This window comes from Treponema sp. R8-4-B8, assembly GCF_054786175.1.
In genome coordinates this window covers 1-525 of sequence record NZ_BDHE01000300.1, presented here as the reverse complement: position 1 = coordinate 525, position 525 = coordinate 1, and the positions used below count along the sequence as shown (strand labels likewise).

Annotated in this window: 1 protein-coding gene; it reads left to right on the top strand. The window is 46.3% G+C overall.

Annotated features, from left to right (window positions below; translation table 11 throughout):
• Positions 1–29: 29 nt before the first annotated feature.
• Positions 30–525, top strand: a 496-nt coding sequence (locus ACYVRA_RS08490; protein ID WP_461252289.1) for a glutamate--tRNA ligase family protein, incomplete at its 3' end; no start/stop codon positions are given.

Genomic DNA, 525 nt, shown 5'->3' with positions numbered 1-525 from the left:
GACAAATTTTTAATTTAAAGGGATGCGTTATGACTGATTCAACAGGGACTGAAACTGAACCGCAAAACAGCGATGACTGCCGCACGGATTTTATCAGCGAATTTATTAAAGAAGATTTAGCCGCGGGAAAGTACACTTATGTGCTAACGCGCTTTCCGCCGGAACCCAATGGCTGGCTGCATATCGGCCACTGCAAGGCGTTTTTTATCGACTTTAGCATGGCTGAGCGTTTCGGCGGAAAATGCAACCTGCGCTTTGACGATACCAATCCTGAAAAAGAGGATGTCTCCTATGTTGAGGCGATTAAGCGCGACATAAAATGGATGGGCTTTGATTGGGAAGATCGTGAATTTTACGCTTCCGATTATTATGAGTATCTTTACGAGTTAGCTGTAAAGATCATCAATAAGGGAAGGGCTTATGTTGACGATCTGACCGATACCGAAATGAGCGAGTATCGGGGGACGGCGGTCGCGGACAAGAACAATATCACCGTAACGCCGCCTGGCAGAAACAGCACGTACA